Raw genomic sequence first — 25,209 nt, 5'->3', positions numbered from 1 at the left:
ATGCTTCCGGGACCTCATGTTGGTAGCATTACTCGTCCTGTTTCGTCGCCCAGTAAAACAGCACTTCGTTGTCCGCGCGCTGGGTCAATTTCACTTTTTTCGAGACGCCCCATGCGAGCGCCTGCTGGTGCAGCGGGATATAGCCGTAGTCCTTGATCCCGATTTCGAAGGCCTGCTTGATCATCTGGTCGCGCTTGGCCGTATCGGGTTCGATCAGAATCTTGTCGGCGAGCGCATCCAGCTCCTTGTTGCAATAGCCGCCGAGATTGGCCTCGCCGCGGGTGGCGTTCTTCGGGTCGTCGCGGCAACCCATGATATCGTACAGCACGTTGTGGGAATCCATGGAGGACGGTGTCCAGCCCAGCAGGTAGAACGACGTCTGGAAGCCGCCGGGCTTCAGCACCTTGCCAAAATACTGCGCCTTGGGCTGCGCCAGCAGGTTCACCTTGACGCCGATGCGCGCGAGCATGCCGACCACTGCCTGACAGATATCGGCGTCGTTGACATAGCGGTCGTTGGGGCAATCCATCGTGACTTCAAAGCCGTCGGGATAGCCCGCTTCGGCCATCAGTTTCTTGGCGCCATCGGGATCGGGTTTCGTCCGGGTGAAGTCCTTCGAGAGCGGATATAGTTGCGGGGCGACCATCAGCGCCGAGGGCGTCGAGAGGCCGCGCATCACGCGATTCTTGATCAGTTCGACATCGATCGCCTTGTAGAAGGCTTCGCGGACGCGGATATCCTTGAACGGGTTCTTGCCCTTGATGTTGGAATAAAGAAGCTCGTCGCGCACCTGGTCCATGCCGAGGAAGATGGTGCGAATTTCGGGTGCGGACATGACCGTGGCGGTGCCGCTTGCGTTGACCCTCTGGATATCCTGGGTAGGAACCGGCTCGATCACGTCGACTTCGCCCGACAGAAGTGCCGCGACCCGCGTTGCCGCGGATCCGATCGACGTGAAGACGATCTCCTTGAGATTATGCTCGGGCTTCCTCCACCAGTTCGGGTTCACCTTGAACACAGTCTTCACGCCGGGCTGATGGCTCTCGATCGTGAAGGGACCGGTGCCGTTTTCGTGCAACGAGGCATAGCTCGGCGTCGTTGCCGAAGCCGGCGTCGGCGCGACCGCGTTGTTCTCCTCGCACCATTTCTTGTCCATGATGAACCAGCCGTCCCATTGTGAGGTCAGAATGGGATTGGGCGAGTCGAGCTTCACGTCGACCGTATAGTCGTCGATCTTGATGAACTTGGCATCGGCCGGGACGTTGGTCAGGAAGTTGGAGCCCTTGGCCCGCACACGGTCGGCGGAGAAAATCACGTCGTCGGCGGTGAAGGGGTCTCCGTTATGGAATTTGACGCCTTGGCGCAGATGGAAGCGCCAGCGGGTCGGCTCCGGGGTCTCCCAGCTTTCGGCGAGCGCCGGAATGATCTTCAGGTCCTTGTCGCGGGTGACCAGGCCCTCATAGACATGTGCATGGTGGGCGATGGTCGTGGTTTCCTTGAGCGTGTAGGGATCGAGCGATTTGAGCTCACCCTGGTTGGCGTAGCGCAGGGTCTGGCTCGAGGCCGGCGTCATGGCAAAAACGACGGCGAAAGCGGCGGTCGCTGCAAACAAGGTTTGACGTAACGGCATTTTTTGACGCTCTCCGAGGGTGGCACGCTGTTCAGTTCTGCAGTATCGACAGCCACGATCGATCCATGTTGCCAGAGTTTGGCCGTCGCGCAAGCGTGATTTCCCGACAGCAAGCGGTTTGCGCGACAACGGCAGGCGGCGGCAGCAAGCCAAAACATTCAACAGGAGCGCCGGATGGCGGAACTCAAGGCCGATGTTCTTGTATTGGGTGCAGGCATGGTCGGCGTTAGCGCCGCCTTGCACCTGCAGCAGCGGGGACGGGACGTCATCCTGGTCGACAGGCATGAACGCGCCGGCGAGGAGACCAGTTTCGGAAACGCCGGGCTGATCGAATGCGCCTCGGTCTTCCCCTACATGTTTCCGAGGGATTTCGCGCAGCTCCTGCGATATGCGTTGAACCGCTCGCCGCAGGTTCGCTACCGCTTTTCCGATTTGCCATTCTCCCTGCCGTGGCTGCTGCGCTATTTTCTCGCTTCCTCGCCGGATCGGGCGCTGCACAGTGCGATGGCCGAACTACCCCTGATCCGGCGCAGCCTGATCGAGCATGAGGCGCTGATCGCGGAGGCCGGCGTTCCCGAGTTGTTGCGAAAGACCGGCTGGATCAAGCTGTTTCGTTCCGAGGCCAGCCTCGCCAACGCCGTGCGCGAGGTCGAGCGAGCCAGGCCATATGGCGTTGCCGGCGAGGTCCTCGACGGCAGCGCCATCGCAGCACGCGAGCCCAATCTGACCGGAGAGTTTTCCGGCGCGATCTATTGGCCCACCCCGGGATTCGTCCCCGATCCCGGCGCACTGGCCAAAGCCTATGCGGCGCTTTTCAAGCGCAAGGGTGGACGCTTCGTTGTCGGCGACGCGAGGACGCTCGAACAGGAGGCGGGCGGATGGCGCGTGCAAGGTGCTGAGGGCGGGGTGGCCGCGCGCGAAGTCGTCGTGGCGCTCGGACCGTGGTCCGATCTGGTGTTTCGTCCGCTCGGATATTCCATTCCGCTCGGCATCAAGCGGGGCTACCACCTGCATCTGGCGCCGCGCGGCAACGCCGTGCTCAATCACCCCGTTCTTGATTCGGATCTCGGCTTTCTGCTGGCGCCGATGAACCGCGGCATTCGGCTCACCACCGGCGTGGAGTTTGCCCGCCGCGATGCGCCGGCCACGCCGGTTCAAATTCAGCAGGCGCTGCCGCGGGCGCATGCCTTGTTCCCGCTGGGAGAGGCGATTGACGCAACGCCCTGGAAGGGCGCGCGGCCGTGTTTGCCGGATATGTTGCCGATCATAGGCAAGGCGTCTCGCCATGCCGGGTTGTGGTTCGATTTCGGCCACCAGCACCATGGGCTGACGCTGGGTCCGGCGACCGGCCGGCTGCTGGCGGAGATGATGACCGGCGAGACGCCGTTTGCCGACCCCACGCCCTTTGCCGCCGCGCGCTTTGGTTGACCATAGCTGCCAAAGGAAGGCGCCAGAGATCGTCTCGCCCCTTCAGGCCGCTTGCGTCCCGTGGCCGGTCGCGGCGATACTGCCGCACGCTGTCCATGCAACCAGGAGTCCACATGAAGGTAAACGTTGAAATAGATTGCACGCCGCTCGAGGCGCGGCAGTTCTTTGGCCTTCCCGACGTGCAGCCGATGCAGACGGCGGTCATGGAGAAACTCCAAAGCCAGATGATGGACAATATCCAGAAAGTTTCACCGGAAGCGCTGATGCAGAGCTGGCTGACGTTCGATCCCAAGATCGCCGAACGGTTTCAGAACATGTTCGTGACCATGGCCGGCCTGGGCGGCACACGCGCCGACGACAAGAAGTAATAATGCCGGCTGACCGAAGCCAACCGCCGGAGATGAGCCAGCTTCGTCCGCCGGGTCTGGGCCTGCTGTTGGCCGAGATGAGAGGGATATTCGAGTTCAATGCCAGCCTGCTGCTGTCCCCGCTGCTGATGCGCGCGCCGAAAGGCGACGGTCATCCGGTGCTGACGTTGCCCGGGTTCCTCGCCAGCGACCTGTCGATGGCGCCGATGCGCAGATATCTGAAAGAGCTCGGCTACGATGCCCACGCCTGGAACATGGGCCGCAACATCGGCGGTATCTCGCGGATGCGGACGGCATTGCGCGAGCGACTCGCCGGGATTCACGAAAGTAGCGGTCGCAAGGTCAGCCTTGTCGGATGGAGTCTCGGCGGCGTCTATGCGCGCGATCTGGCGCTGCAGGCGCCGCAGCTGGTGCGATACGTTGTGACGCTGGGAAGTCCGTTCGCGAACGATGTCAGGGCGACCAACGCCACGCGGCTTTATGAGGCGCTGTCGGGCGAAGCGGTCGACCACGATCCGGAGCTTCGCGAGGCGATATCCGGCGACCTGCCGGTTCCAACCACGTCGATCTATTCACGCGCCGACGGCGTCGTGAACTGGCGGACGTGCCTGTTGCGCCCCTCCGACACCGCCGAAAACATCGAAGTGTACCTCGCCAGCCATGTCGGGCTCGGCGTAAACCCGGCTGCCCTGTGGGCGGTCGCCGACCGCCTGGCCCAGCCCGAGGGCCAATTCCGCCAATTTGACCGATCGGGGCCGTTTGCCATTGCATATGCGCCTCCGGAACAGGCACAATCCTGACCGACGTCCCGAATACGGAACCGTCTGAACGCCAGAAGTGCCGCCAAGGCGCCGCGTGAATTGTTGCGGGAGGAACATATGAGTGACGCCAGGAAGCTGTCCTCAATGGATGCGTCGTTTCTGTATCTGGAAACGCCGGAAATGCCGATGCATGTCGGGAGCATGGCCATCTTCCGCCTGCCCGACGATTACAAGGGCGACTTTTTCGAAGACTTCAAGGCGATGATCGCCTCGCGGCTGCACGTCGCGCCGATCCTGAAAGCGCGGCTGGAAAAGGCCCCGCTCGATATCGATCATCCTTCTTGGGTCGAGGACGACCAGTTCGATATCGACCGCCATATCTTCCGTGGCAGCCTTCCGGCTCCGCACGACCGCGCCACGCTGGAGCGCATCGTCGGCTGGATGCATGCCAAGCTGCTCAATCGCGCCCGTCCGCTCTGGGAGTTCTATGTCTTCGAAGGCATGAAGGACAACGAGATCGGGCTCTATTCCAAAATGCACCATGCCTGTATCGACGGCGGCGCCGGGGCCGCGCTGACCAACATGATCTACGACGTGACGCCGGTGCCAAGGACGATCGAGCCGGCGGCGGCGCCGGCGAAAGTCGGGCAGGAGCCGCGCGACATCGCCGCCAATCTCCTCGATTCCTACCAACAGCTATGGCGCCAGCCATTCGATGGCTCCGCTGCGGCCAAGGGCATCGAACTGCCGCGCTCGGGAAAGAGCGATCTCGGATCGATCCTGTTCGACAACGCGATGTTCCAGATCGAAAACGCGGTGAAGTTCGTCGGCAATGTTCCGACCATGCTCAAAAGCGTCTCCGACGTGGTCGGAAAGATAACCGATCCGAAATCGCGCGACAGTATCGCCAGCATGGTGTCGCCCTCGACCATCCTGAACAAGTCGATTTCATCGGAACGCAGCTTTGCCGGGGTATCGATCCCGCTGTCGCGCGCCAAAGCGCTGGCCAAGCAGGCCGGCGGCAAGCTCAACGATGTTGTGCTCGCAATATCGAGCGGCGTGGTCCGGCGCTATCTTCTGGAGCGCGGCGCGCTGCCGGCCAAATCGATGACCGCGGCGGTGCCGATCTCGCTGCGTGAGGAGGGCAACACCGACGCCAACAACCAGGTGTTCGGCATGATCTGCTCGATTGCCAGCAACGTTGAGGATCCCAAGGCGCGGCTGCAGGCGATCATCGCGCAATCCACCAAATCCAAGGAGATGTCGCATCCGCTGCGGGCCTTGATGCCGCAGATGTCGAACGTCTCGATGCTGGGCGCGCCGATCCTGGTTCAGATCCTGGCGCTGCTGTATAGCCGCTCCAGCCTGTCGGACGTGCTGCCGCCGGCGGCGAATATCACGGTGTCCAATGTTCCCGGACCGCGCCAGACGCTGTATGCGGCGGGAGCCGAATTGCTGCACATCTTCCCGGTGTCGATCTCGACCCATGGGCTGGCGCTCAACATCACCGTGCAGAGCTACCGCGATCAGCTGGATTTCGGTTTCATCGCCGGCGCCAACATTATTCCGCACGTCCAGCTGCTCTGCGACATGCTGCCGGCAGAGTTCGCGGCACTCGAAGCCGCCTTTGCGCCGCCGGCCGATCTCAAGAGCCAGGCAAGTTGATCCGCAATTTGAGTGAGGCGCCGATGATCGAAATGCCGCCGCTGCAGTTTGCCCAGACCAACGGGATTCGCATGGGCTTTTATGAGGCCGGACCTGCGACCGACAAGCCGCCGGTCATTCTTTGCCACGGCTGGCCCGAGATCGCGTTTTCGTGGCGCCACCAGATCAAGGCGTTGAGCGAGGCCGGCATTCGGGTGATTGCGCCGGACCAGCGCGGCTATGGCTCAACCGACCGCCCGGAGCCGGTGGAGGCCTACGACATCGAGCATCTGACCGGCGATCTCGTCGGTCTGCTCGATCACCTCAAGATCGACAAGGCTGTTTTCGTCGGCCATGACTGGGGCGGATTCGTCGTCTGGCAGATGCCGCTTCGGCATATCGATCGCGTCGCCGGCGTCGTCGGCATCAATACGCCGCATGTCAAGCGCGCCTGGGCCGATCCGATCGAGCTGCTGCGCAAGCGCTTTGGCGAGCACATGTACATCGTCCAGTTCCAGGACCCGGCGCGTGAGCCCGACAGGATATTCGGCAGCCGGGTGGAGCAGACCTTCGACGCCTTTATGCGCAAGCCAGTGCCGCGGCCAGTCACCGCGCCGGACGAGCAGGTGGTTGCCGGCGTCGGCGCTTCACCGCGACTTAATCTGGCGTTTCCGCAGATGATTGCCGGTTACGACGCCAAGCATGATCCGCGCACGCCGATCCTGTCGCCCGAGGAAAGGCAGGTGTTCGTCGATACCTTCAAGAGCACCGGCTTCACCGGCGGGATCAACTGGTACCGCAACATGTCGCGCAACTGGCAACGCTCGGCCGACCTCGATCATACCGTGCACGTGCCGTCGCTGATGATCATGGCCGAGAACGATCAGGTGCTGCCGCCGTCGTCAGCCGATGGCATGGAGAAGCTTGTTCCCGATCTCGAGAAATATCTGGTCCGCGGCAGCGGTCATTGGATCCAGCAGGAAAAGCCGGAGGAGGTCAGCGCCAAGCTGATCGAATGGCGCAGGCGAAGGTTTGGATAGTTTAGAGGGCCGTCATTGCGAGGAGCGCAAGCGACGAAGCAATCCATTCTCTTTGTGGCGCAATGGATTGCTTCGCGGAGCCTGTCATCGGGCGCGCATTCGCGCGACCCGTTGGCTCGCAATGACGTCTAAGAACGAAGATTTTGCAGGGGGAAGAATCCGCAAATGGCGTCGACCAACCGACTAAGCCCAATTCCGCATCCGCCGACCAGGCCGGTGGTCGGCAACATGCTGTCGCTGGATTCGACAGCGCCGGTGCAAAACCTGGCCCGGCTGGCCAGGGAACTGGGGCCGATCCTCTGGCTCGACATGATGGGCGCGCCGCTGGTCATCGTCGCCGGCCACGACCTCGTCAACGAACTCAGTGACGAGAAGCGTTTCGACAAGGCGGTGCGCGGGCCGCTGCGCCGGGTGCGCGCGATCGGCGGCGACGGCCTGTTTACCGCCGATACGACCGAGCCGAACTGGAGCAAGGCGCACAACATCCTGCTGCAGCCGTTCGGCAATCGCGCCATGCAGTCGTATCACCCGAGCATGGTCGATATCGCCGAGCAACTTGTGAAGAAGTGGGAGCGGCTGAACGCCGACGAGGAGATCGACGTCGTCCACGACATGACCGCGCTGACGCTGGATACCATCGGACTGTGCGGCTTCGACTACCGCTTCAATTCGTTCTATCGGCGCGACTATCACCCCTTTGTGGCGTCACTGGTACGCTCGCTCGAGACCATCATGATGATCCGCGGCCTGCCGCTGGAAAATTGGTGGATGCAGAAACGTCGCCGCGATCTCGCCGGCGACGTCGCCTTCATGAACAAGATGGTCGACGAGATCGTCGCCGAGCGTCGCAGGAACGCGGCGGCCGCCGATGACAAGAAGGACATGCTCGCCGCCATGATGACGGGCGTCGACCGCGCGACCGGCGAGCAGCTCGATGACGTCAACATCCGCTACCAGATCAACACCTTCCTGATCGCCGGGCACGAAACCACCAGCGGGCTGTTGTCGTGCACGCTCTATGCGCTGTTGAAGCATCCCGACGTCCTGAAGAAGGCCTATGAGGAAGTCGACCGGGTGCTCGGGGGCGATATCAACGCCAAACCGACCTATCAGCAGGTAACCCAGCTCACCTACATCACGCAGATTCTGAAGGAAGCCCTGCGGCTGTGGCCGCCCGCGCCGGCCTATGGCATCTCGCCGCTGGCCGATGAGACCATCGGCGGCAAATACAAGCTCAAGAAGAACACTTTTGTCACGGTGCTGGTATTGGCGCTGCATCGCGACCCCAGCGTTTGGGGGCCGAACCCCGACGCGTTCGATCCGGAGAATTTTTCCCGCGAGGCGGAGGCGGCGCGTCCCGTCAATGCCTGGAAGCCGTTCGGGAATGGCCAGCGCGCCTGCATCGGCCGCGGCTTTGCCATGCATGAGGCCGCACTTGCGATCGGGATGATCCTGCAGCGCTTCAAGCTGATCGACGTCAACCGCTACCAGATGCATCTGAAGGAGACGCTGACGATCAAGCCGGACGGGTTCAAGATCAAGGTGCGGCCGCGTACGGACAAGGAGCGCGGCACGCATGCGGGTGCTGCCACGACGACGGCTTCGAGCGCGGTGGCAGCGCCGCGCGCACGGACCCGTCCCGGGCACAACACGCCGCTGCTGGTGCTGTACGGATCGAATCTCGGCACCGCCGAGGAACTCGCCACTCGCGTGGCTGATCTCGCCGAGGTCAACGGCTTTGCGACCAGACTGGCGCCGCTCGACGACTTCGTGGGCAAGTTGCCGGAGCAGGGCGGCGTCCTGATCTTCTGCGCGTCGTACAACGGCGCGCCGCCCGACAATGCCACGCAGTTCGTCAAATGGCTCGGCGGCAACCTGCCGAAGGATGCATTTGCCAAGGTGCGCTACGCGGTGTTCGGCTGCGGCAACAGCGACTGGGCCGCGACCTATCAGTCGATCCCGCGACTGATCGACGAGCAATTGGCGGCGCATGGTGGCCGCAGCGTGTATGCGCGCGGCGAGGGCGATGCGCGCAGCGATCTCGATGGCGAATTCGAGGCATGGTTTGCGAAGGCCGCGCCTCAGGCCGTGAAGGAGTTCGGTGTCGACTCCAGTTTCAGCCGCAGCGCAAACGACGAGCCGCTCTACCAGATCGAGCCGGTGGCGGCCTCGGCGGTCAATGCCGTCGTCGCGCTCGGCGGCGCTTTGCCGATGAAGGTCCTGGCCAATACCGAACTGCAAAACAAGCAGGGCGCCAGCGCGTCGGAACGGTCGACCCGTCACATCGAGGTGCAACTGCCGCCTGACGTCACCTACCGGGTCGGCGACCATCTCAGCGTGGTGCCGCGCAACGATCCGGCATTGGTGGATTCGGTCGCGCGCCGCTTCGGATTTCTGCCCTCCGATCAGATCGGGTTGCAGGTCGCCGAAGGCCGGCGCGCGCAACTGCCGGTCGGCGAGCCGGTGTCGGTCGGACGGTTGTTGACCGATTTCGTCGAATTGCAGCAGGTCGCGACCCGCAAGCAGATCCAGATCATGTCGGAGAATACCCGCTGTCCCCAGACAAAGCCGAAACTGCTGGCCGTTGTCGGCGACGATGTCGCGTCCACCGAACGCTATCGTGCGGAAATCCTGGCAAGGCGCAAATCGGTGTTCGATCTGCTGGAGGAACATCCGGCCTGCGAACTGCCGTTCCACGCCTATCTCGAAATGCTGTCACTGCTGGCGCCGCGCTATTATTCGATCTCTTCGTCGCCCTCGGTGGATCCCTCGCGCTGCAGCGTCACCGTTGCCGTGGTCGAGGGACCCGCGAGTTCGGGTCGCGGCATTTATAAAGGCATCTGTTCGAACTACCTTGCCGGACGTCGCGGTGGCGAGACCATCCATGCGACGGTGCGCGAAACCAAGGCCGGGTTCCGGCTGCCCGACGATCCCGCCGTGCCGATCATCATGGTCGGTCCCGGCACGGGGTTGGCGCCATTCCGCGGCTTCTTGCAGGAGCGCGCCGCGTTGAAAGCCGGGGGCGCAAGCCTTGGCCCGGCGATGCTGTTTTTCGGCTGTCGCCACCCCGATCAGGATTATCTCTATGCGGACGAGTTGAAAGCCTTCGCCGACAGCGGCATCACCGAACTGCACACCGCGTTCTCGCGCGCCGCGGGTCCCAAGACCTATGTGCAGAACCTGGTCGCGGCCGAGAGCGATCGTGTCTGGAGCCTGATCGAACAGGGCGCGATCATTTACGTCTGCGGCGACGGCGGCAAGATGGAGCCGGACGTCAAGGCCGCGATTGTCGGGATCTACCGGCAGCGCAAAGGCGTCGATGCCGATGCGGCGCAGCGCTGGATCGACGATCTCGGCGCCAGGAACCGCTATGTGCTGGATGTCTGGGCGGGCGGGTGAGGCAGCCGTCGCCGCTTTCGTTCGCGCGGGCGGTGCCGATCCGGTAGGGTGGGCAAAGGCGCTCGTTCGCCGTGCCCACTATGATGCGTCCAGTGCTCGTGATGGTGGGCTCGCTTCGCTTAAGCCCACCCTACAACTCGTCTGGCGGCCTTACCTTTTCGGCAGCCGCTCGAAGCTCGGAATCCCTTCCGGGATTTGATGGAAAGCCTGCTTGTCGACGGTGAAGATCGCCATCTGCGCGCTGCCGAAGAACGCGGGATCGTCGAGCGTGCCGACCTTGAGGATCACGGCGTTCAATCCCGGCCGCCGCGTGACCAGATGCGTGCCGCATTCGGCGCAGAATTCGCGGGTGACGGCGCCTTCCAGGTCGCTGCGGGTGAATTGCTTGGGCGTTCCCTTGGTATAGGCAAAACCGTCGACCGGCATCAGCATGAACATATTGGGCGAGCCGCCCGAGATATATTGGCACTCGCGGCAATGGCATTGTGCCTTCAACATCGGTTCGCCTTCGGCGACATAGCGTACGCTGCCGCAATAACATCCGCCTTCCAGTCTCATGACATTCCCCTGTCTTTAGTGCATCGCTTTGGCTGAAGCCGCGTGGGCGTGCTTGTCGATAGCGTCGATGATCTGCGGCCACATCGGGATCGGCAAAGCGTGGCCCATGCCTTCGATCATCAGGAGTTTCGCGCCTGGTATCGAGGCGGCGGTGTCCTTGCCGCCCATCGGGTGAACCAGCGGATCGACGGTGCCGTGGATCACCAGCGTCGGCGCCTTGACGGTGTGCAGCCGCGCCTTGCGGCTGCCTGATGCGAGGATCGCGCGCAGTTGACGCCCGACGCCAGCCGGATTGAGGCCGCGCGCAAAGGTGCGTTCGGCACGGGCCTGGTCAAGCGCTTCGTCTTCCGGGAAGCTGCCGACCCGCAGGACTTTCCAGGTCTGCGTAAAACGTACAAAGAATTCATCCCTGGTCGTCGGCGGCGGCGCCATCAGGATGGCCATCGCTTCGCGGGTCGCAGGCGGAACTTTCGGGTTGCCGGTTGTCGACATGATGGAAGTGAGCGAGCGCACCCGTTGCGGATACAGAATCGCGATTTCCTGGGCGATCATGCCGCCCATCGACAAGCCGACCACATGGGCCGACCTGATGCCGAGCACCTCCATCAGGCCGATCGTATCCTCCGCCATGTCGCGCAAGCTGTAGGGCGCCTGGACCGGGATTTTCAGGAATCGCAGCTTGAGCAGTTCCACCGCGGTCAGGCGCTTGCCGCCGGCGAGGTGGCTGGATTTGCCGATATCGCGGTTGTCGAAGCGGATGACGCGAAACCCGCGCGCCGCCAGCTGCCGGCAGAAATCATCGTCCCAATGGATCATCTGGGCGCCGAGCCCCATGATCAAGATCATCGGCTCCGCGTTGGCATCGCCGAAGATCTCGTAGCAAAGGTCAATGCCGTTGGCGCGGGCGATCTGCGGCGGCTGTTGGGCTGATACATTCACCTTGGCTGTTCCCCGGATGATTTTTCCTTGACGACTCTATGACACGGTTTTTCGCGCCGCAGAAGGCTCCCTTGGCCGGCAAATCGCCGTCGTCAGGTTGACCGGCCCGTCGCAACGGTGTGGTATGGCGGAAAACGGCCGAGACCGGCGCGCTATTCCATGCGAGTGGAAAACCGGTTTCTCGGCCGCGATACGCGGAAAGTCGCGATCATGCTGGAGGACGCCGATGGCAGACAAGAGCAACGATCCCGTCGCGCTGTGGCAGAATATGATTGGCGAGATGGAGAAGGGATTCAACGCCTTCGCCAATCGGGCGATGGCGTCGCCGGAATTTTCCAAGGTCGTCAATCAGGTGGGCGGCGTCACCGCGGGCGCGCAAAAACAGCTCGGCGACCTCATGGAGAAATATCTCCTCAGCATGAACCTGCCGAGCCGGGCGCAGATGGTCAGCATGGCCGAGCGGCTGGCCTCGATTGAAGGCCAGCTGAACGAGATCAAGGCGCTGTTGCATCAGGTGCATGGCAATCCCGCCGCCCCGGGCGGCGCAGGTTCGGCTGCGCCGCGGCCGCCGCGCACCAGGCGCCCGCCGCCCGCGGGCGGAGAGCAAAAATGAACGCCAGCGCTGGCCTGAATTCGGCAGGCCTCGATCTGGCTGGCATCCCGGAGCGGATCCAGTCCGAGGTCCAGCGTGCGATCCAGCGCAGCATCAAGGGCGTCGAATATATCTCGACATCGGGCCCGTCGCTCGGTTCTACCCCCAAGGATATCCTGAGTGTCCGCGGCACCATGAATCTCTACCACTATCGGCCGGTCGCGGACGAGATCTACCGCGTGCCGATCCTGATCGTGATGGCGACCACCAACCGCGGCTACATCCTCGACATGGTGCCCGGCCAGAGCTTCATCGAGTTTCTCTTAAAGCGCGGCTACGACGTCTACATGCTGGACTGGAGCGCGCCGAAGCCGGAAGAAAAACGGCTGGGAATGGAGGACTACGTCCTCGATTTCATTCCGGATTGCGTGCGCCAGGTGCAGCGCGATTCCGGCGAGAGCGACGTCACCGTGATCGGCTATTGCTTCGGCGGCGTGCTGTCGCTGCTCTACGGCTCGATCTTCGCCGACGGGCCGATGAAGAACCTGATCTGCTTTACGACCCCTGTCGATTTCCGCGAGATGAAGCTGTTCCAGAATTTTTCCGACAGGCGATATTTCGACGTCGATCATCTGGTCGACAGCATCGGCAACGTTCCGCCGGAAATGATCCTGTCGTCCTTCGAAATGCTGCGGCCAGCCTCGCGCGCCGCGAGCCAGGTGCAGTTGTGGGAAAACATCTGGAACGACGAGTTCGTCAAATCGTACCGGATGTTCGATCGCTGGGCGACCGACACGCTGCCGCTGGCCGGCGAGTATTTCCGCACCATCACCAAGGACCTGATGTGGGACAACAAGCTTTACAACGACACCATGTCGGTCGGTGGACGGAAAGCGGATATCTCGAAGATCAAGGTTCCGATCCTGCATGCGGTGGCCGAGCATGATCACATCGTTCCCTACGACGCCGCCAAGCCGCTGATTGCGAAGATCGGCTCGGCCGACAAGGAGGAGGTGATCCTCAAGGGCGGCCACGTCAGCCTTGTCGCCGGCGCCAACGCCATCAAGCGGCTGTGGCCTAAACTCGATTCATGGCTATGCGAGAGATCGACATGAGCAGCGAAACCCGTTCCTACCCGCGCCGCGCGACCACCGACGCCGGCGAGATCCAATTCCGCCTGATGTCGCAGGCCGACGAGACCGCCGTGCTCGACTTCGCGCAAAAGCTGCCCGTGCACGATCTGCTCTTCCTGCCGCGCGATATCAGCGAGCCCAAGGTTCTGGCCGCCTGGATCAAGGAGATCGAGCGCGGCGCGATCACAAGCCTGCTCGCGGTCAGGGCGGACAGGGTGGTGGGATGCGGCACGCTGGTGCGCGATCCCCTGTCCTGGTCGCCGCATGTCGGCGAAATCCGCAACGTGGTGGCTTCCGACGTGCGTGGCCAGGGCGTCGGCCGGGTGCTGTCGCAGGAGATTTTTGCACTCGCCCTGGGTGCTGGCCTGGAAAAGCTGGTGGTGCAGATGACGGTCGATCAAACCGGCGCCATCGCGATCTTCGAGGGCCTCGGGTTCAAGGCCGAGGCGCTGCTACGCGACCATGTGAAGGACAAGGCAGGCAAAAAGCACGACATCGTCGTGCTCGGGCATAATGTGGCGCAGGTTAGGGCACAGATGGAGGCGTATGGGCTTCCGGGCGCGGTTGCGTCCTGATTAGCCGGAAATCCGCCGGTTTCCCGAGCAAACCGCCTAACAATCAGGCCGATCACGAATTAGTGATATCGCATCGCACCATTGATGTTGCATCGCACCATTAACCATGCCATATATGCCTTGCCCCGGGCCAGATCGGACGGGGTGAGCCCATAGCTCAAACCTGAGGATGGAGAAACCCCATGACCACCGAAACCAATTCCGTGCTGAACACCGTCAAGGAAGCCTTCGCGCCCGTCACCGAGGCGTTCGGCAAGCTGCAGAACCTGGAAGTTCCGGAAGCCGCCCGCGAGTTCGTGAAGAAGCAGGCGGAGACCGCCAAGGAACGCGCCGCCGACCTGCAGGCCGGCTCGGAGAAGGTAACTGCCGCGATCGAGACCGCTGTTGCCGGTTCGGTCAGCGAAGCCGCCAAGATCAGCCGCAATATCCAGGACGCAATCTATCAGGATGCCGAGGCTTTCTTCGCCGGTATCGACAAGCTGGCTTCCGCCAAGTCGCTCAACGAAGCGGTGCAGATTCAGTCCGACATGCTGCGCGCGCGCGGTGAAGTGTTGGTGTCGCGGGCGAAGGCCTCGACCGAATATCTCGGCAAGCTCGTCGCCGATGGCGCCAAGACTGCCCAGGACAACTTCACCAAGGTCTACAACAAGACCGCCTGATCGCTTCCGCGTCAGTAGCGTTAGTTCGAAGGCCCGCTCAGGCGGGCCTTCTTTTTGACCGGTATCCGCATAGATCAATGTCGCTCTGCCGTCATTGCGAGGAGCGTATGCGACGAAGCAATCCAGAGTGCGTCTGCGCGACTCTGGATTGCTTCGCTTCGCTCGCAATGACTGAAGCTGATATCGTGAGCTTAACGCGAATCTCGGTCCGCCCCGAAAGCCGCCATGACCGTTCCCGGCACATTCTCGTTTGACGCGCCCGGCGATGCCGCGCGTGCGGCCGAGTTGCGGCGGGTCAAGGCGCTGGCGACGCTAGTTCTGGCCGGTACGCTGACCCTGTTCGTGACGGCGAAACTGCTGGTGCCGCTGCACCCGGTCTTCGGCTTTGTCGCGGCCTTTGCGGAAGCCGCCACCATCGGCGGCCTGGCCGACTGGTACGCCGTGGTGGCGCTGTTCAAGAGGCCGCTGGGATTGCCGATCCCGCACACCGCGATCATCCAGGCCAATCAGCACCGCATCGCCGACAAGCTCGGCGAATTCATCGAGGTGCATTTTCTCGAAGCCGCACCGGTCGAAGCCAAGCTGCGCCAGATCGACTTCGGTTCCTTCATCGCCGACTGGCTGCGCGACCGCAAGCGCAGCGCTGATCTCGCCCGTTTCACGCTGCGGCTGCTGCCTGAGGCGGTGACGGCAACGGAAACATCCGGGCTGATGGCCTTCATCACCCGCCGCATCACCACCCAATTGCAGGGCATCGATTTCGCGCCGCTGGCCGCCGGAACGCTGCGCGCTTTCGTAGCCGAGGGCCGCCATCAGGGACTGCTCGACGACATGCTTCGCGCCGTACACCAAACCATGACGCAGCCGGAAACCATGGCGATGATCCGCGAGAAAATCCGCGGTGAACTGCCGACGCTGCTGAAACTCTACCGCACCGACAAGTTTCTGATGAACAAGATCGTCGCCTCCGCGACCGCCTTCTTCGAGGAAGTCCGCAGCGATCCCCACCATCCATTTCGCGGCGAGTTCGACCGCATGGTGTTGTCGTTCGTGGACCGGCTTTCCAGCGACAAAAGCTATGCCGATCGCATCGACGGGTTGAAGCGCGATCTCCTTGCGCGTCCCGAGCTCGGCGATCTCGCGCGCAATATCTGGTCGAATGCACGGGCCTTCATCGAGCGCAGCGCCAGCGGCGAGAGCCATGTGCTGCAGCAGCATCTTGCCGGCATGTTCGTGAAGGCGGGCGAGACGCTCGCTGCCGATTCCGAACTGCGGACCGAAATCAACCAGGGCTTTGTCGCGGTGCTGCGAAGCTTTATTGCCGACCAGAAGAGCGGCGTCTCCAGCTTCATCTCCGACCAGGTCAAGGGCTGGGACATGGGACAATTGATCTCGCTGATCGAAATCAACATCGGCCGGGATCTGCAATACATCCGCTTCAACGGATCCTTGATTGGCGGCCTTGCCGGCCTCGCGCTCTACACCGGGGAACTCCTGCTGCGATTGTTGTGACTTTTAGATCACGGCGTTGGTTTTATGGGGCGAGAGCTATTGTCCCATCGGATGGCAGGCGCTTGAATGATGGAATCGGTGTCTTAGCTTTCAACAGATTGTTGCGCTGCGGAACGAATGGCGTGAGAGCCGCGTTTCCCAAAACTGCCCAATTGGCCGGCCTTCGGCTGTGAAGAGGAAATACGATGTCCGCCACTGCCCAAACGCTGCGCCCACCGTCCAGAACCCTGATGTTTCTGGAAGGCAGGGCTATCCATGAGCTCGGCGCGTTTATCGGCGTCTTGCCGCTGCTGAGTCTCGCGCCGAAAGGCGACGGACATCCGGTGCTGGTGTTGCCCGGACTGGTGGCCTCGGACACGTCAACGCGGCCGCTGCGCAGCTTCCTGAAGAACCGCGGCTACGCGGTCAGCGGCTGGCGGCAAGGCCGCAATCTCGGCCTGCGCCACGGCGTGCAGCACGCCATGGTCGATCTGGTGCGCGAACTCAGCGACACGCATGGGCGCAGGATCAGCATGGTCGGCTGGAGCCTTGGCGGGCTCTATGCGCGGCAGCTTGCGAAGATGATGCCCGATCGCGTGCGCTCGGTGATCACGCTCGGCAGTCCGTTCGCGGGCCATCCCAAGGCCACCAACGCCTGGCGCGTCTACGAGATGGCGAGCGGCCGCAGCGCCGAGGAAGAAGACCATCGGTTCGGCGGATCGCTTTCCGAAACGCCGCCGGTGCCGACCACCGCGATCTTCAGCCGCACCGACGGCATCTGCGCCTGGCAGGGCTGCGTGGAGAAGACCTCCGCGATGTCCGAAAGCATCGAGGTCGAGAGCAGTCATTGCGGCATGGGCCATCATCCAGCCGTGGTCTACGCGGTGGCCGATCGTCTCGCCCAGCCCGAGGGCGAATGGGCGCCATTCGACCGCAGCGGCTGGCGCAGCATCGTTTACCCCGATCCCAACAGGTAGAGTCGGGCGCTACTACTGAAGGGTTTTCAGTCCGGTGGCTTTCATGCTTCGAGACGCATCGCTTTGCGATGCTCCTCAGGATGAGGTCTTCCAGACCCTCGTGGTGAGGAGCGCGGCTGTGCCGCGCGTCTCGAACCATGAGCCAGAGCAGCCGGCGTTTTTGTAATTCCGAAAAACGCGCTATGCGTTGGCAATGCCGCAGCCGCTTGCCCGCATCATCGACCAGCTCAAGCGCGAACCCTCGCGCACCGGGTCCATCGTCATCACCGTGTTCGGTGACGCCATCGTGCCGCGCGGCGGTTCGGTCTGGCTCGGCACGCTGTTGGAATTTTTCAAGGCGCTGGACATCGACAGCGGCGTGGTGCGCACCGCGATGTCGCGGCTCGCCGCCGACGGCTGGCTCGAGCGCGAGAAGGTCGGTCGCAACAGTTTTTATCGCTTGGTGAAGAAGGGCCGGCAGACCTTCGATGCCGCCACCAAACATATCTACGATCCGCAACCTTCGGATTGGACCGGGCGTTTTGAACTGCTGCTGATCGGCAACGGCGAAGATCGCGACGCCTCGCGCGAGGCGCTCAAGAATGCCGGCTTCGGCAGCCCGTTGCCCGGCGTCTGGGTCGCGCCATCGGGGGTTCCGATCCCGGAGGAAGCAGCGTCCGCGATCCGGCTCGAAGTCTCGGCCGAGGATGACAGTGGCCGCCGCCTACTCAGCGAAAGCTGGCCGCTCGATCGCACCGCGGACGCCTACCTGAAATTCATCAAGACGTTCGAGCCGCTGCGCGGCTGGATCGGCCGGCGCGCGCGGCTGTCGGACACCAATGCGTTCACGGCGCGGATTTTGCTGGTCCACTATTACCGCCGGGTGGTGCTGCGCGATCCGCTGCTGCCGGCGCTGCTATTGCCGGTGGACTGGCCGGGGCGGGCGGCCCGCCAGCTCTGCGGTGAGATCTATCGCGGCCTGTTGCCGGCCTCCGAGCAATGGCTCGACCGTAACGGATTGAACGAAACCGGCCGGTTGCCCGCCGCCGGCGCCGAGCTGGCGCGCCGTTTCGGGGAGTGACATGTTACAGAATTATATTGCATGTTGAGATTTCTGTTATATATCTAACCCGGATCATCCGGGAGGCCGGCGCATGTACACCCAGGCGCTCAATACGTCGGAAGCCGAGGAACGCAATGTTGAAGACGCCGCACGGGCGGCGCAGTTTCAGGCGCGCATCGACGATGAGCAGCGCATCGAGCCGAACGACTGGATGCCCGCGGCCTATCGCAAGACGCTGACCCGGCAGATTTCGCAACACGCGCATTCCGAAATCGTCGGCATGCTGCCGGAAGGCAACTGGATCACCCGCGCGCCGTCGCTGCGCCGCAAGGCGGCGCTGCTGGCAAAAGTGCAGGACGAATGCGGCCACGGGCTCTACCTCTACGCCGCCGCCGAGACGCTCGGCACCTCGCGCGAGGAGCTGGTCGACCAGATGCTGGCCGGCAAGGCGAAGTATTCGTCGATCTTCAATTACCCGACATTGAGCTGGGCGGACATCGGCGTGATCGGCTGGCTGGTCGACGGCGCGGCGATCATGAACCAGATTCCGCTGTGCCGCTGTTCCTACGGTCCCTATGCGCGCGCGATGATCCGCGTCTGCAAGGAAGAATCCTTCCATCAGCGGCAGGGTTACGAGATCATGGTGACGCTTTCGCGCGGCTCCGAAGAGCAGAAGGCGATGGCGCAGGATGCGCTGGATCGCTGGTGGTGGCCGGTGCTGATGATGTTTGGGCCGCCCGATCAGGCGAGCCAGCACAGCGACACCTCGACGAAATGGAAGATCAAGCGCTTCTCCAATGACGAGCTACGGCAGAAATTCGTCGATGCCACGGTGCCGCAGGCGCAATATCTGGGGCTTACGATTCCCGATCCCGGCATGAAGCAGAACCTGGCGACCGGGCATTGGGAATACAGCGCGATCGACTGGGATGAATTCAAGCAGGTGCTGGCCGGCAACGGCCCGTGCAATCGCGACCGGATGGCGGCGCGGCGCAAGGCGCATGAAGAGGGCGCCTGGGTGCGCGAGGCGGCCGCTGCCTACGCCGAAAAGCGCAGCTATCGCCAGGCCGCACAGGCTGCCGAATAAAGGAAGATCACGATGGCCACGCCGAACACGCCGCTCTGGGAAGTCTTCATTCGCAGCCGCAATGGCCTTGCGCACAAGCATGTCGGCTCGCTGCACGCCGCAGACGTCACGCTGGCGCTGCAGGCCGCGCGCGACATCTACACCCGCCGCGGCGAGGGATTGTCGATCTGGGTGGTGCCCTCGAGCGCGATCACCGCGTCCGACCCAGCCGAGAAGGGCATGATGTTCGATCCGGCGGAATCCAAGATCTACCGTCATCCGACCTTTTACGACGTGCCCGACGAAGTCGGGCATATGTGATTTTTCGTCCTCGTGGTGAGGAGGCGCGCAGCGCCGTCTCGAACCATGAGGCCCGTGGCCCATCCTTCGAGACGCGCGCAGGGCGCGCTCCTCAGGATGAGGAAGAGCAAGTGTTGAAAATGGCCGTCGCATCGATCCAGGTCTCCGAATCCCCGCTGGTGCTGTACACGCTGCGCCGCGCCGACGATGCCTTGATCCTGGGGCACCGGCTGTCGGAATGGTGCGGCCACGCGCCGATGCTGGAAGAGGACATGGCGCTCGCCAATATGGGCCTCGATCTGCTCGGTCAGGCGCGCGAACTTTACGATTACGCCGCCAAGGTCGAAGGCAACGGCAACGACGAGGACAAGTTCGCCTATTTGCGCGACGTCAGGCAGTATCGCAATCTTCTTCTGCTGGAACAGCCGAACGGCGATTTCGCCCGCACCATGGTGCGGCAGTTTTTCTACGCCGCATTCGCCGACCTCTATTGGCGCGCGATGATGAAATCGCGTGACGCGACGCTGGCGGCGATCGCGGCGAAATCCGAGAAGGAAAGCGCCTATCATGTCCGGCATTCGTCGGAGTGGATCGTCCGGCTCGGCGACGGCACCGCGGAAAGCCACGCCCGCGCACAAACGGCGATCGACGACCTCTGGGCCTTTATCGGCGAAATGTTTGAGGTCGATGACAGTGAGCGTGCCTTGATCGATGCCGGTATCGCCGTCGATCCCGCAGTCTTGCGTCCGCCATGGCTCAGACTGGTCTCCGATATCGTGAGCGAAGCGACGCTCGATCTGCCCAGAAATAACTGGATGCAGCAGGGCGGCCGCAATGGCCGGCACAGCGAGCATCTCGGGCATCTGCTCAGCGAATTGCAATCGATGCAACGGACATTCCCGGGGGCCACATGGTGATCGCCATATTCGACGACGCCGAGCTGCGGCAACGCGCCTGGGAGGTCGCAGCCAGCGTGGTCGATCCCGAGATACCGGTTCTGACGATTGCCGATCTCGGCGTGCTGCGCGAGGTCGCGATATCGGATGGCTGCGTCGACGTCACGATCACGCCGACCTATTCCGGCTGCCCCGCGATGAACATGATCACGCTGGAAGTCGAACTCGCGTTGGAGCGCGAGGGCTTTCGCAATTCGAGCGTACGGACCGTGCTGTCGCCCGCCTGGACCACCGATTGGATGAGCGAAGATGGCCGCCGCAAGCTTCGCGAGTACGGCATCGCGCCGCCGCAGGCCGCAAGCTCCCGGCGGGCGCTGTTTGGGGTGGAGCAGGTGGCCTGCCCGCAATGCGGCTCGAAGGATACCGAGGTACTTTCCGAGTTCGGTTCGACGTCCTGCAAGGCGCTGTGGCGCTGCAGAACCTGCCGCGAGCCGTTCGATTATTTCAAGTGTCACTGAAATCATCATTCAAACCGTCATTGCGAGCGAAGCGAAGCAATCCATCTCGCCCGCAAAAAAGTGAATGGATTGCTTCGTCGCTTTGCCACTCGCAGTGACGGGCAAGTAGAGAGTCCTAAGATTTAGAAATGTCCCACGCACCCCGTTTTCACCGCTTGGCCGTGAACGACCTGCGCCGCGAAACCGCTGACGCGGTGTCGGTGACCTTTGCGATCCCGAAGGCGCTTGAAGGCGATTACAGCTTTTCCCCCGGCCAATACCTGACGTTGCGAACGATGATGGACGGCGAGGAAGTGCGCCGTTCCTATTCGATCTGCTCCGGTCCCGATGATGGCGAACTACGCATCGCGGTGAAGAAGGTCGATGGCGGCGCGTTCTCGAGCTGGGCCGCCGACGAGCTACAGTGCGGCGATGAACTCGACGTCATGACGCCGACCGGCCGTTTCGGCATAGCGCCGGCGCCCGGCGAGGCGCGGGTCCATGTCGGATTCGCCGCCGGCTCCGGCATCACGCCGATCCTTTCGATCGTCAAAGGCGTGCTGGCGCGCGAGCCTGACAGCCGGTTTTTCCTGTTCTATGGCAACCGCTCGACCGGAGGCATGCTGTTTCGCGAGGCGCTTGAAGAGCTCAAGGACCGTTTCATTACCCGGCTTTCGGTGTTTCACGTCATCTCGGGTGAGGAGCAGGACATCCCGATCCTGCACGGCCGGCTCGACGGCGAGAAGGTGAGGGTGCTGTTGCGCTCGCTGGTGCCGGCGGCCAGCGTCGACCATGTCTTTATCTGCGGTCCCATTGGCATGAGCGAGGACATCGAGGCGACCTGCCGCGATATCGGCATCGCCGCCGAGCGCATCCATGTCGAGCGCTTCGTCTCCGAATTCGGCGGCAAGCCGCGTCCGAAAACCGTGATACCGGCGGGCGCGCCGCCGAAGGCGATCGCCGCGCTGATCATCGACGGCAAACGCCGCGAGGTACCGGTTGCGGAAGGCGAAGCCATTCTTGATGCGGCCTTGCGCGCAGGGCTGGACCTGCCGTTCGCCTGCAAGGGCGGCATGTGCTCGACCTGTCGCGCCAAGCTCGTCGAGGGCGCTGCGCAGATGGAAGTGAACTACTCGCTGGAGCCATGGGAACTCGAAAAGGGGTTCATCCTCACCTGCCAGGCGCGGCCGACGACCGACAGGGTGGTGGTGGACTACGACCATATCTAGCAATTGCGAGATCGTTGACACCGTGGTGGCTTCGTCTCAAGACTAAGGCACGCTTGAAGAGACCCGTTTCAAGGGGCCGATACCGAGGAGACCGCTGTGAACGTCAAGGCCACGCTATCGCCCGACGATCTCGCGCGCGCCTGCGCGGATGCGATGTGGAAGGACGACGACGCCAGCAAGGGCCTCGGCATGAAAATCGTCGAGGTCAGGCCGGGCCAGGCGACGCTGACGATGACGGTCGGGCCGCATATGGTCAACGGCCAGCGCATCGCCCATGGTGGTTTCATCTTCACCCTTGCCGATTCCGCGTTTGCCTTCGCATGCAACAGCCATAACGAGCGCGTCGTCGCGGCCGAGGGCAACATCACCTTCATCCGGCCGGGCAAGCTTGGCGATCTCCTGGTGGCGACCGCGCGCGAGCTTTCGCGCAGCGGGCGCTCCGGCATCTACGATGTGCGGGTCACCGTGGGCGACGCCGTGATCGCCGAGTTTCGCGGTCATTCCCGCAGCGTCGGCGGCACGTGGCTGCCGGAGCCGGAAACGGACGTCAGGCAAAAATAACAGCTTTCCAGGGAAACGCGCGATGGCCTTGACCAACCTTCAACCCGGATCGAGCGGCTATATCCCGGAGCTGGATGACGCCGAACGCGCCTCCCGCGACGAGATCATGGCGCTGCAGACCAGGCGCCTGGCCTGGTCGCTCGCCCATGCCTACGGCAATGTCGCACACTACAAGAAAGCCTTCGATGCGGCCGGCGTGCATCCGTCGGATTTCAAGCAGCTCTCCGATCTGGCCAGATTTCCGTTCACGGCGAAGTCGGATCTGCGCGACAACTATCCCTTCAACATGTTCGCGGTACCGCGCGAGAAATTGGTCCGGATCCACGCCTCTTCCGGCACCACCGGCAAGCCGATCGTGGTCGGATATACCAGGGCCGATATCGCGACCTGGTCGACGGTAATGGCGCGCTCGCTCCGCGCCGCGGGCGGCCGTACCGGGATGATCATCCACAACGCCTATGGTTATGGCCTGTTCACCGGGGGCCTCGGTGTGCACTACGGTGCGGAGCAGCTCGGCTGCACGGTGGTGCCGATTTCGGGGGGCATGACCGAGCGGCAGGTGCAGCTGATCAACGATTTCCGCCCCGACATCATCACGGTGACGCCGAGCTACATGCTGGCCATCCTCGACGAGTTCAGGCGCCAGGGCCTGGATCCGCGCCAATCGTCCCTGAAGATCGGTATTTTCGGCGCCGAGCCCTGGACCAACGCGATGCGCGCCGAGATCGAGGCTTCCTTTGACATGGACGCCACCGACATCTACGGCCTGTCCGAGGTGATCGGCCCGGGTGTCGCGCAAGAATGTATCGAGACCAAGGACGGCCTGCATATCTGGGAGGATCATTTCTATCCGGAGGTGATCGATCCCGAGACCGGCGCGGTGTTGCCTGACGGGCAAAGCGGCGAACTTGTTTTCACCTCGCTGACCAAGGAAGCCTTTCCGATCGTCCGCTATCGCACGCGCGATCTGACACGGCTGTTGCCCGGCACGGCGCGGCCGGGGATGCGACGGATGGAGAAGGTCACCGGGCGTTCCGACGACATGATCATCCTGCGCGGCGTCAATCTGTTCCCGACCCAGATCGAGGAAGTGCTGTTGGCCACCGACTGGTGCGGCGGCCATTTCATTCTCGAACTGACCCGCGACGGCCGCATGGACCAACTGACCATCCTCGCCGAGGCGCGCGCCGAGAGTTGGGACGGCAACGGCTTGACCGTCCATGCCGAGCAGGTCGCCCATCACATCAAGAGCACGATCGGGATCACGGCCCACGTCAAGGCGGTCGCGCCTGACACGCTGGAGCGGTCGCTCGGCAAGGCGAAGCGTGTTTACGACAGGCGGCCGAAAGGGTAACTGCTGTTCTCAGGACACCTGAGAAACGGAAATATCCATGCCGACTGCCCAACCGGAAAGCCGACCTGCCAAACTCGAGGCGCGCTGCGTGCGTTTGCTGGCGAAAGCCGAAACCGCGGCGTCGCTGGCGCCTGAAATCGAGCACCATCTGCTGTCGCGGGCGGCAAACCAGGTGCTGATCGAGGTCAAGGCGGCGGCGGTCAATCCATCCGACGTCAAGGCGGCGACCGGCCTGATGGCTTACGCGGTGTTTCCGCGCACGCCCGGCCGCGACTACGCCGGGGTCGTGATCGATGGCCCACCCGGGACGATCGGCCGCGAAGTGTTCGGCTCGTCCGGCGACCTCGGGATCCGGCGCGATGGCACTCACGCCACCCACCTTGCGGTCGAAGCCGACGCCGTGGTGGAGAAGCCGAAGAATTTGTCGTGGGAAGAGGCCGCCGGTATCGGGGTTCCCTTTGTCACGGCGATCGAAGGCTTTCACCGCGCCGGACTGCCGAAAAGGCACGACACCGTGCTGGTGATGGGCGTCAACGGCAAGGTCGGCCAGGCCGCGGTTCAGATCGCGAGCTGGCGGGGCGCGCGCGTGATCGGCGTGGTGCGCAGGAACGAACCCTACGAAGGCCATTCCAATTCGCCCGTCGAGGTCATCGACGCATCGGCGATGGACGTGGCGACGCGGGTTCGCGAGCTGACCGATGGCAAGGGCGCCGACATCGTTTTCAACACGGTCGGCGATCCCTATTTCCAGGCGGCGCACAAGTCGCTGGCCGTGCGGGGGCGGCAGATCCTGATCGCGGCGATCAAGCCGGTGGTGCAGTTCAATATTCTCGAATTTTACCGTGGCCAGCACACCTATGTCGGTATCGATACACTCGGTCTGTCGTCGACCGCGACCGGGGCCGTGCTCAGGGAACTTGGTCTCGGCTTCGTCGACGGGCATCTCAAGCCATTTCCGATTAACCCAAAAGCGATCTATCCGCTGCAGGACGCCAAGGCTGCTTTTCTCGCGGTCGCAGGTTCCTCGCGCGATCGCATTATCCTGCGGCCGACGTCATAAAGGGAAAAGC

At 62.9% G+C, this 25,209-nt stretch carries 24 protein-coding genes; 21 read left to right on the top strand and 3 right to left on the bottom strand.

The window, feature by feature from the left end; genetic code table 11:
* Positions 1-28: 28 nt before the first annotated feature.
* Entirely contained in the window at positions 29-1,630 is a 1,602-nt protein-coding gene (locus E8A46_RS25030; RefSeq protein WP_291566949.1) for an ABC transporter substrate-binding protein, read from the bottom strand.
* A 174-nt stretch (positions 1,631-1,804) separates the two neighbouring features.
* Here E8A46_RS25030 and E8A46_RS25025 point away from each other — a divergent pair, with 174 nt between their 5' ends.
* The 6 genes from E8A46_RS25025 (at position 1,805) to E8A46_RS25000 (ending at position 10,270) form a co-directional block, all read left to right on the top strand.
* A complete protein-coding gene (locus tag E8A46_RS25025; protein WP_291566947.1) occupies positions 1,805-3,058 on the top strand; it encodes an FAD-dependent oxidoreductase in 1,254 nt (417 codons plus the stop codon).
* A gap of 113 nt (positions 3,059-3,171) precedes the next feature.
* Positions 3,172-3,426, top strand: coding sequence for a DUF6489 family protein (locus tag E8A46_RS25020; protein ID WP_291566945.1), 255 nt, complete (start codon positions 3,172-3,174; stop codon positions 3,424-3,426).
* A 2-nt stretch (positions 3,427-3,428) separates the two neighbouring features.
* Positions 3,429-4,226 carry an alpha/beta hydrolase gene (locus tag E8A46_RS25015; protein WP_291566943.1) on the top strand — a complete coding sequence of 266 codons (798 nt, stop codon included), beginning with the start codon at positions 3,429-3,431 and terminating at the stop codon, positions 4,224-4,226.
* Positions 4,227-4,304: 78 nt separating this feature from the next.
* Positions 4,305-5,852, top strand: coding sequence for a wax ester/triacylglycerol synthase family O-acyltransferase (locus tag E8A46_RS25010; RefSeq protein ID WP_291566941.1), 1,548 nt, complete (start codon positions 4,305-4,307; stop codon positions 5,850-5,852).
* Positions 5,853-5,875: 23 nt separating this feature from the next.
* Positions 5,876-6,871 carry an alpha/beta hydrolase gene (locus tag E8A46_RS25005; protein ID WP_291567138.1) on the top strand — a complete coding sequence of 332 codons (996 nt, stop codon included), beginning with the start codon at positions 5,876-5,878 and terminating at the stop codon, positions 6,869-6,871.
* A gap of 165 nt (positions 6,872-7,036) precedes the next feature.
* Entirely contained in the window at positions 7,037-10,270 is a 3,234-nt protein-coding gene (locus E8A46_RS25000) for a cytochrome P450 (protein WP_291566939.1), read from the top strand.
* Between the two features lie 150 nt (positions 10,271-10,420).
* Here E8A46_RS25000 and E8A46_RS24995 read toward each other — a convergent pair whose 3' ends face one another.
* Together E8A46_RS24995 and E8A46_RS24990 are read right to left on the bottom strand one after the other, a co-directional pair.
* Positions 10,421-10,828 carry a GFA family protein gene (locus E8A46_RS24995; protein WP_291566937.1) on the bottom strand — a complete coding sequence of 136 codons (408 nt, stop codon included), beginning with the start codon at positions 10,826-10,828 and terminating at the stop codon, positions 10,421-10,423.
* A gap of 15 nt (positions 10,829-10,843) precedes the next feature.
* Positions 10,844-11,767, bottom strand: a complete 924-nt coding sequence (locus tag E8A46_RS24990) for an alpha/beta hydrolase (protein ID WP_291566935.1) — start codon at positions 11,765-11,767, stop codon at positions 10,844-10,846.
* 226 nt (positions 11,768-11,993) lie between these two features.
* Here E8A46_RS24990 and E8A46_RS24985 point away from each other — a divergent pair, with 226 nt between their 5' ends.
* From E8A46_RS24985 to E8A46_RS24915, 15 genes are all read left to right on the top strand, one after another.
* Entirely contained in the window at positions 11,994-12,380 is a 387-nt protein-coding gene (locus E8A46_RS24985; protein WP_291566934.1) for a hypothetical protein, read from the top strand.
* Complete coding sequence (locus tag E8A46_RS24980; RefSeq protein ID WP_291566931.1) at positions 12,377-13,474, top strand: alpha/beta fold hydrolase; 1,098 nt, start codon at positions 12,377-12,379, stop codon at positions 13,472-13,474. The genes E8A46_RS24985 and E8A46_RS24980 overlap by 4 nt, the downstream gene beginning before the upstream one ends.
* Positions 13,471-14,067 (top strand): GNAT family N-acetyltransferase, encoded by a 597-nt coding sequence (locus E8A46_RS24975; RefSeq protein WP_291566929.1) that lies wholly within the window; start codon positions 13,471-13,473, stop codon positions 14,065-14,067. The genes E8A46_RS24980 and E8A46_RS24975 overlap by 4 nt, the downstream gene beginning before the upstream one ends.
* 182 nt (positions 14,068-14,249) lie before the next feature.
* Complete coding sequence (locus E8A46_RS24970) at positions 14,250-14,726, top strand: phasin (protein WP_291566928.1); 477 nt, start codon at positions 14,250-14,252, stop codon at positions 14,724-14,726.
* Between the two features lie 225 nt (positions 14,727-14,951).
* The gene (locus E8A46_RS24965; protein WP_291566926.1) at positions 14,952-16,238 is read left to right on the top strand and encodes a DUF445 family protein; all 1,287 of its coding nucleotides are present in this window, start codon (positions 14,952-14,954) and stop codon (positions 16,236-16,238) included.
* A 185-nt stretch (positions 16,239-16,423) separates the two neighbouring features.
* A complete protein-coding gene (locus E8A46_RS24960) occupies positions 16,424-17,194 on the top strand; it encodes an alpha/beta fold hydrolase (protein WP_291566924.1) in 771 nt (256 codons plus the stop codon).
* Positions 17,195-17,387: 193 nt separating this feature from the next.
* Positions 17,388-18,254 (top strand): phenylacetic acid degradation operon negative regulatory protein PaaX, encoded by an 867-nt coding sequence (gene paaX / locus E8A46_RS24955; protein ID WP_291566922.1) that lies wholly within the window; start codon positions 17,388-17,390, stop codon positions 18,252-18,254.
* A 73-nt stretch (positions 18,255-18,327) separates the two neighbouring features.
* Positions 18,328-19,323 carry a 1,2-phenylacetyl-CoA epoxidase subunit PaaA gene (gene paaA, locus E8A46_RS24950; RefSeq protein WP_291566919.1) on the top strand — a complete coding sequence of 332 codons (996 nt, stop codon included), beginning with the start codon at positions 18,328-18,330 and terminating at the stop codon, positions 19,321-19,323.
* 12 nt (positions 19,324-19,335) lie between these two features.
* On the top strand, positions 19,336-19,623 hold the full coding sequence (gene paaB / locus E8A46_RS24945) for a 1,2-phenylacetyl-CoA epoxidase subunit PaaB (RefSeq protein ID WP_291566917.1): 288 nt from the start codon (positions 19,336-19,338) through the stop codon (positions 19,621-19,623).
* 119 nt (positions 19,624-19,742) lie between these two features.
* Positions 19,743-20,519, top strand: coding sequence for a 1,2-phenylacetyl-CoA epoxidase subunit PaaC (paaC, locus tag E8A46_RS24940; protein WP_291566915.1), 777 nt, complete (start codon positions 19,743-19,745; stop codon positions 20,517-20,519).
* On the top strand, positions 20,513-21,016 hold the full coding sequence (gene paaD, locus E8A46_RS24935) for a 1,2-phenylacetyl-CoA epoxidase subunit PaaD (RefSeq protein WP_291566914.1): 504 nt from the start codon (positions 20,513-20,515) through the stop codon (positions 21,014-21,016). Before paaC ends, paaD begins: the two co-directional genes overlap by 7 nt.
* A gap of 128 nt (positions 21,017-21,144) precedes the next feature.
* Complete coding sequence (gene paaE, locus E8A46_RS24930) at positions 21,145-22,224, top strand: 1,2-phenylacetyl-CoA epoxidase subunit PaaE (RefSeq protein ID WP_291566911.1); 1,080 nt, start codon at positions 21,145-21,147, stop codon at positions 22,222-22,224.
* 96 nt (positions 22,225-22,320) lie between these two features.
* Positions 22,321-22,785, top strand: coding sequence for a hydroxyphenylacetyl-CoA thioesterase PaaI (gene paaI / locus E8A46_RS24925; RefSeq protein ID WP_291566895.1), 465 nt, complete (start codon positions 22,321-22,323; stop codon positions 22,783-22,785).
* A gap of 22 nt (positions 22,786-22,807) precedes the next feature.
* On the top strand, positions 22,808-24,139 hold the full coding sequence (gene paaK / locus E8A46_RS24920) for a phenylacetate--CoA ligase PaaK (protein ID WP_291566893.1): 1,332 nt from the start codon (positions 22,808-22,810) through the stop codon (positions 24,137-24,139).
* Between the two features lie 37 nt (positions 24,140-24,176).
* Entirely contained in the window at positions 24,177-25,199 is a 1,023-nt protein-coding gene (locus E8A46_RS24915; protein ID WP_291566891.1) for a zinc-binding alcohol dehydrogenase family protein, read from the top strand.
* Positions 25,200-25,209 lie beyond the last annotated feature (10 nt).

It is taken from the genome of Bradyrhizobium sp. (assembly GCF_004799445.1).
Classification (GTDB): domain Bacteria; phylum Pseudomonadota; class Alphaproteobacteria; order Rhizobiales; family Xanthobacteraceae; genus Bradyrhizobium.
Note: the sequence above shows the minus strand (reverse complement) of the source record. Positions and strands in the feature narration are given on the sequence as shown.